At 66.2% G+C, this 6000-nt stretch carries 6 protein-coding genes; 2 read left to right on the forward strand and 4 right to left on the reverse strand.

Annotation, left to right across the window (positions count from 1 at the left end; genetic code table 11):
- Nucleotides 1-724: 724 nt before the first annotated feature.
- Nucleotides 725-961 (reverse strand): DUF1127 domain-containing protein, encoded by a 237-nt coding sequence (locus AC0L3K_RS05100; RefSeq protein WP_007602084.1) that lies wholly within the window; start codon nucleotides 959-961, stop codon nucleotides 725-727.
- A 184-nt stretch (nucleotides 962-1145) separates the two neighbouring features.
- On the opposite strand from AC0L3K_RS05100, the gene AC0L3K_RS05105 reads away from it, so the two are divergent.
- Complete coding sequence (locus AC0L3K_RS05105) at nucleotides 1146-2489, forward strand: aminotransferase-like domain-containing protein (RefSeq protein ID WP_354128025.1); 1344 nt, start codon at nucleotides 1146-1148, stop codon at nucleotides 2487-2489.
- Between the two features lie 79 nt (nucleotides 2490-2568).
- Here AC0L3K_RS05105 and AC0L3K_RS05110 read toward each other — a convergent pair whose 3' ends face one another.
- Nucleotides 2569-3147 carry a YdcF family protein gene (locus tag AC0L3K_RS05110; RefSeq protein WP_354128024.1) on the reverse strand — a complete coding sequence of 193 codons (579 nt, stop codon included), beginning with the start codon at nucleotides 3145-3147 and terminating at the stop codon, nucleotides 2569-2571.
- Nucleotides 3148-3247: 100 nt separating this feature from the next.
- Nucleotides 3248-3835 carry a hypothetical protein gene (locus AC0L3K_RS05115; RefSeq protein ID WP_473365504.1) on the reverse strand — a complete coding sequence of 196 codons (588 nt, stop codon included), beginning with the start codon at nucleotides 3833-3835 and terminating at the stop codon, nucleotides 3248-3250.
- Nucleotides 3836-3914: 79 nt separating this feature from the next.
- Here AC0L3K_RS05115 and AC0L3K_RS05120 point away from each other — a divergent pair, with 79 nt between their 5' ends.
- Entirely contained in the window at nucleotides 3915-4349 is a 435-nt protein-coding gene (locus AC0L3K_RS05120) for a hypothetical protein (protein ID WP_007602071.1), read from the forward strand.
- A 14-nt stretch (nucleotides 4350-4363) separates the two neighbouring features.
- Here the strand turns inward: AC0L3K_RS05120 and AC0L3K_RS05125 are convergent, their stop codons facing one another.
- Nucleotides 4364-5767 carry an MFS transporter gene (locus tag AC0L3K_RS05125; protein WP_473365505.1) on the reverse strand — a complete coding sequence of 468 codons (1404 nt, stop codon included), beginning with the start codon at nucleotides 5765-5767 and terminating at the stop codon, nucleotides 4364-4366.
- Nucleotides 5768-6000: the final 233 nt, after the last annotated feature.

Here is a 6000-nt window from a genome sequence, read left to right on the forward strand (position 1 = left end):
CTCCGGCCCAAGGAAGAGGGGCGTATCGCGATCGTCACGAACGCGGGCCGGACGGCGGTGGACGTTGGCCACATCGGCGCAAACGGCTTTGCAGGGCGGGCAACCGTGAGCGAAGGCGCCGCGCACTCGACCGGTGTGATCGGCGTACGGCGAAATCGTGTGGTCCTGGCGCCCGGGGTCTGTGCGCCAAGTGTTGCGGTGATGTGGGTTGCCCGACCGGGCATCCGCATCAGCCATCCGCAAGGCGACGGGGGCAATAGTGCATCGCTCCCCGGGGAGAGCGCGACATAAGCCGTAAAGCCACTGCGCAGGGAAGGCCGGATGTTCAGGCTTCACCTGTATGCCACTGTGCAGATTTTCTTACTGCAATTTCGCACAGTGGACCGCGGGTGCCAGCCGGCGCCCGGTCTTCCCTGCGCCCTCTTTCGTTAGAGGGTGAGGCGACGAAGCAAAGCTCGGGCGAAACAAGCCGCGAGGATGCGAAGCTGTGTCTACGATAAAAGTACGAGTTAAAGGAACGACAGTGCTACCCACCAACGCCTTCATTGCGAGCGCAGCGACTTGTCCGCCGAAGCTTTAGCGAAGGCGGAAGCAATCCAGAGTCTTTCCACGGTGGGTTTCTGGATTGCTTCGCTGCGCTCGCAATGACGATATCGAAGCAGATGTACCTGAAAACTCAGTCTGGTGCCCCGGACGCAGCGCGTCCGGGACAAGAGCGAAGCGCTTACAGAAACCGCGTCAGCTCTGCTTTGGCCTGACCGTAGACCGCATCCTCGATCTGGCTGCGCGTGATACCGATGTCGCGCAAGGCGCGGTCATCGAGGTCGTTCAGCGTCTTGACGGCGGAGCGGCGCTCCAGGGCGTCGAACAGCGCATAGGCGCCGTGGGCGAGCTTGCGAAAAAATCCGTCTGACGAGGATGAGCGTAAACTCCGCCCGGCGGTCTGCGAGATCGTGGTCATTGTCCTTCTCCGGCCTGTTGTCCACGCGGCGATGCGGATGCCGTTGGCGCAAGCGCCCGAGCGCCTGCACCTCATTTGCCGTCGGATTGCTCTCGCTCTCCTCGGCTCAATCGTGAAGCTTGATGGAACTTAAATGCTCCAGTACACTACTCGGAGCAAGTGAAACATTGCTCTCGGTGCAATAATGTCCAAGTTCGAATACGTGAAGCTTGCCGATGCCATTGCTCTCGATATCTCTAACGGCACGTTAAGGCCGGGCGACCGGCTGCCGCCGCAGCGCAATTTTGCCTATGACCGTGGCATCGCGGTCTCGACCGCGAGCCGGGTTTATACGGAGTTGCTCCGCCGCGGCCTCGTCGTTGGCGAGGTCGGCCGCGGCACCTTCATCTCCGGCGACATCAGGCGCGAGGTCGAGGCGCTGAGCGAGCCGCGCGACGCGCGGATCGATTTCGAGGTCAATTATCCGCTGCTGCCGCAGCAATGGGCGATGATCGCCAAGAGCCTTGCGGGCCTCGAACGCGTTGACGCGCTCGAATCCGCGCTGCGCGTCTCCACCAGCACCGGCACCAAGAGCGCGCGCAATGCGGCCGCCGCCTATCTCGCGCGCAAGGATTTTGCACCGCAAGCCGAGCAGATCATCTTCACTGCGAACGGCAAGCAGTCGCTCGCGGCCGCCCTCGCAGCCCTCGTTCCCACCGGCGGCCGCTGCGGCGTCGAGGCGCTGACCTATCCGTACGTCAAGAGCATCGCCGCGCGGCTCGGCGTGACGCTGGTCCCGATACCGATCGACGAATTTGGCGCACGCCCCGACGCCATCCAGAAGGCGCATCGCGAGGCACATCTGTCGGCGCTGTATCTCCAGCCCATCATCCAGAACCCGCTCGGCGTCACCATGAACGCGACGCGGCGCGCCGACATCATGCGCGTTGCCGAGAAGCTTGATCTCACCATCATCGAGGATGCCGTCTACGGCTTTCTGGCCGACGACACGCCGCTGGCCGCGCTCGACCCCGACCGCTGCATCGTGATCGACAGCCTGTCCAAGAAGGTCGCGCCGGGCCTCGCGCTCGGCATCCTGGTCGCGCCGCCGCGATTGCGCGAGAGCGTGATGAGCGCGGTCCGCACCGGCGGCTGGATCGCCTCCGGTCACGCGCTCGCATCCGGGCAGCGGCTGATGGCAGACGGCACCGTCGCCGAGCTGACGCGGCTGAAACGCATCGACGCTGCGCGCCGCCAGCAGACCGCGGCAAGGTTGCTCGCCGGCTACCAGCTCTCCGCCGATCCCCGCTCCTATCACCTCTGGCTCACGCTGCCGGCACACTGGCGCTCGCAGACCTTCGTCGCCGCAGCAGCCCGGCGCGGCATCGCGCTGACACCGTCCTCGACCTTCGCGATCGCCCATGGCCACGCACCGAACGCAGTGCGGCTCGCGCTCGCCCCACCGTCCTTCGAGCAGCTCGATTCCGGCCTGCGCACGATCGCATCGCTACTCGGCACCAAGGAAGAGGATTTCGACTCGACGGAGTAGCTAAAGCGTCTTCGAGCGAAGTGGATACCGGTTCGCGTCAAGAAAACGCGTCAAACAATAATCTGATGCCGTTCCCCGCTCAGGCCTCCGGCCATTCCGCGATGAAGCCCTTCGCCTTGTAAGGCTCGATCTTGTCGCATTCATGCAGCATGCGGCGACGAAATTCGGGATCGGTGTGCCAGAGCGCGCGCGGCGTCGCAAAGCTGTCGACCGTGAGCAGCATTTTCTCGACCTCCGGCCAGTGCCGGTGCAGCGTCATTGGATAGCGCCGCGCGGTCCAGGTGTTGCCGAGGCAGATCACGGTGCGGACATTGTGCAGCCCGAGCGCCGCGTCAATGATCGGCAGCGAAAGGATCACGTTCTCGCCTGTGTTTTGGGCATGATGTTCCTCGAGAATTCGGTCAGCTGGAATGCCGGCCGCGACCATCGCCGCCTTGATAATCGTGCACTCGGATTGCTCCGAGCCCGCCGTCACGCCGCCGCTGACAACCGACCAGCGGAAATAGCCCTGGCGCCATAGTCGCCCCGCCGTATCGGCCCGCAGCGTGACGTCCTCTCGGGTGCCGAACATAAACAGGAGGTCCGCCGGCTGCAGCGGCGTATCGATCAGATGGGCGCGGTTGATCTCGGAGATCTCATCCGCCGAAGGCCTACGCATGCCGCGGTCCATGGTTGACATGGCAGCACGATGCGACACCGGGGCAACGGCGCGAAGTCACGTTTGGTTGCGGCCCATTGCACCCAAGGCAACACGGCCATTAGGGCAGCAAAGCGCTCGGCACGCGATCGAAGCTGTAGCTCCGCGGCTGGTTACGCCGCACGAAGCCGCCGATCTGCCAAGCGAACAGCGCGGCAAAACCGATGATGAACAGCGCGCCGGCGAATTCGCTGATCGCAAGCGCCCGGACCAGGAGCCCCGTCATCGCCACCGCAAGCGCCGCAAGAAAAGCCAGCATTGTCGCGTAGGTCCTGCGGCCAAGGCCCGCGGTCAACTCGGCTTGGCTGCCGGCCTGCGCCATGCGCGCGTGCAACGCGACGATGAAATTGCGAAAGCCATTGTCCTGCGGCGCCATCAAGGCCGCGGTCTGCCAGCTCGTCGACAGAATCCTGATGCGGCCGCCACTGGCATGGCTGACATCGGCGCGAAAGCGATGCTGCTGCATCGAGACGGGGCGGAACGACAACCGGATTGCACTGATCTCGTCATAACGCCACAGGCCCGAACGGCCGCCGATGTGCCAGGACAGCCCCTCCTCCGTCAGCTCGAAGCGATGCGCCGAGCCGATCAGCGACGCCTTGTAGGCGTAGCTCGCGCCCGCAGCCGCCTCGGCTCCCGAATCCTGCATCTTCACAAACAATCCAATCCGGGCGATCCCATCTGCGATCCGCTTGCGTGGGCGCCCTGCCCCATCCTACAAGCGGGACATGGCTGAGACGATTTTTTTTCCGCGCCGCCTGATTCTCGGCGCCGCCGTGATCTCCGGCGTGCTGCTCGCGCTCGCCGTGCACATGCTGGGCGCCCGCTACGGGCTCGACCTCGGCGGCCTCTGGCACTCGGACACGCACGAGTTCATACCGGCGGGCGCGGCGATCGCCTGGTGGCTGATCGCCTCCGTCGGCTTCTCCGGCGGTTATTTCACGGCGACATTGATGCAGAGCGCCGTCTCGGGCCAGATCCCGCAACGGATGCGGCAATTCCTGATCGCGGTCGGCGTGCTGCTGCTTGCGGGTGCGGGCCAGGTGGCCTCGGCGCCGAGCCCGGTCCCGACGGTCTCGGGCGTGCTGGCCGGGATTGCCGCGCTGGGCCTCGGTGCCGCGATGGCGTTCTGCGGCGCGCATTTCGCACTGCGCCGCGGCTGATTCCTCCACACAGTTCACCCGCGCGAACGCGCGCCGATCCCGATCACGGCGGCAGCGAGCACGAGGACGGTGGCCGAGACCGCCAGCGATGCGTGCAGGCCGGTCATGAACGCGCCTTCCGAGGCCACTAGCGAACCGAATAGCGCAACGCCGAGCACGCTGCCTGTCTGCCGCGTCGCGTTCAGGACGCCCGCCGCGATGCCGGAGCGCGCCTTCTCGACGCTGCCCAACAAGGTCGAGGTCAGCGGCGGCACCAGCAGCCCAAGTCCGCTGCTGATCGCGATCATCTGTGCAAAAATCGCCCAATAGCTCGTGCCGGCTTCGATCCAGAGCAGGCCGACGCAACCGAGCGCCGAGACGCAGGCGCCGAGGACGATGGTCGGGCACGCCCCGATACGCTCGGCGAGACGAGGCGCCAGCAGATTGACTGGAAGCACCACCGCCATCATCGGCACGAAGGCGAGACCGGTCCACCACGCCGACAGGCCGTTGATCCTCTGGAAGTACAGGCTGAGCACGAAGATCAGCCCGTAGATCGCGACGTTCACGAGCAGGCCGACGAGTGCGGTCAGGCTGAACAGCCGGTGATCGAACAGGGACAGGGGCAGCATCGGCTGCGTCGCGCGGCTCTCGCGCCAGACGAACAGCACCGCCAGGAGAGCGGCTGAAGCGAACGCCGCGAGCACAGCCGGATGCTGCCAGCCAAGCGCGCCCCCCTCGATGATCGCGCCGGCGAGCGCCCCCAGCGCACCAATCGCCGCGAGCTGGCCGGGCAGATCGATCTCGCGTGAGGGCGCGCGCGTGGTCTCGGTCGCATAGCGCCAGCTCAGCCAAAGGCCGATGAGGCCGATCGGAAGGTTGACGAGAAAGATCGCGCGCCAGCCGACCACTGTGATCAGCGCGCCGCCGACGAAGGGGCCCGCGGTGAGCGCGAGGCTCGCACCGGCCGCCCAGATCGCGACGGCGCGGCCGCGCTCGCGGTCATCCGGATAGGCATGATTGAGCAGGGCAAGAGAATTCGGCACCAGGATCGCCGCCGCCAGCCCCTGGACCAGCCGCGCCCCAATCAGCACGGTCGCATTGGGCGACAACGCACAGGCGAGCGAGGCCGCGGTGAAGATTGCGAAGCCCGCCATGAAGACGCGCTTGGCGCCGATGCGGTCGCCGAGTGCGCCGGCCGTCAGGATGAAGGCGGCAAACGCAATGGTGTAGGCGCTGACCACCCATTGCAGCTCGGCGACGCCGCCGCCGAGCGTCCTGCCCATGGCGTCGAGCGCGGTGTTGACGATGGTGACGTCAAGCTGCACCACGCCATAACCAAGGCTCATCGCGGCAAGGGTGAGAGACGTCGCAAGGCGGGAGCCGGAATGCGGCGCGCCGGCTTCGAAGGCTTCGTATCTGGCGGTGCTTACTCGCATGCTGCCATCTCGGTTGCAGCCCCATGCGAACGATACACTTCCCGCTCGCCGTCATGTTACGACAACGATCGAATGATGCATGCGTAATGGATGCGTAACGTGCGAGCGTGGGGGGGGGGGGGGGGCGCCCCCCCCGGGGGGGGGGGGGGGCGGCGCCGCGGGGGGGGGGGGGGGCGCCCCCGGGGGGGGGGGGGGGGGGGGGGGGTGGGGGGGGGGGGGGGGGGCGCGAGGGG

It is taken from the genome of Bradyrhizobium sp. MI1.10 (genome assembly GCF_055811035.1).